Genomic DNA, 676 nt, shown 5'->3' with positions numbered 1-676 from the left:
GCCGCGCTGTCGGCGGCGCTGCTCGTCCTGCCGGCGGCGGCGCAGGAGCGGCCGCGGACGGCCGAGCCGCCGCGCCCGGCGCCGGCCGAGTTCTGGTTCGACCCGACCCAGCTGCCCTCCTTCACCGGCACCGTCGAGCGCTACCTGCTGAACCCGCGCGGCGAGACCGATGCGCTGCTGTTCCGGGAAGGCCCGCAGATCGTCTTCCCGCCGGAATTCGGCGACGCGGTGCGGCAGGTCTCGCCGCCCGGGCGGCCGATCGTGGTCTGGGGCATCCGCGCGCGGCAGGCGCCGGTCATTACCATGCTGGCCTTCGCGCCGGACTTCCAGGCGCAGCCGATCGTGGTGGAGCGCGTCTACTGGCGCCTGCTCGGGCGCACGGCGCTGGAGCAGGCCGGGCGGCTGACGGTGACGGGCACCGTGAAGGCGCCCTACTTCACGCCGCAGGGCGAGGTCGCCGGCGCGGTGCTGGAGGATGGCAGCGTCGTCACCGTGCCGACCGGCACGGCGGAGGCGTTGCGCGACCTCTTGCGGCCCGGCGCACGGCTCGCGGCCGAGGGTCGCGGCGTCGCCGTCGAAGGGTCGCGCGCCGTGGCGGCCGAGAGGATCGGGGAGAACCCGGAGGCGCTGCGCGACGTGCCGCCGCCGGCGGAGCCGCGCTCGCCCGCCGACACGC

General features: G+C 76.9%; 1 protein-coding gene. It reads left to right on the top strand.

The features are described 5' to 3' along the window. On the top strand, window positions 1-676 hold a 676-nt coding region (locus L2I40_RS24095; RefSeq protein ID WP_237217861.1), incomplete at both ends, for a hypothetical protein.

Source organism: Falsiroseomonas oryziterrae, from assembly GCF_021864505.1.
Taxonomy (GTDB): Bacteria; Pseudomonadota; Alphaproteobacteria; order Acetobacterales; family Acetobacteraceae; genus Falsiroseomonas; species Falsiroseomonas oryziterrae.
The sequence above is the reverse complement of the archived record's forward strand: the minus strand, read 5'-3'. Positions and strand labels throughout refer to the sequence as shown.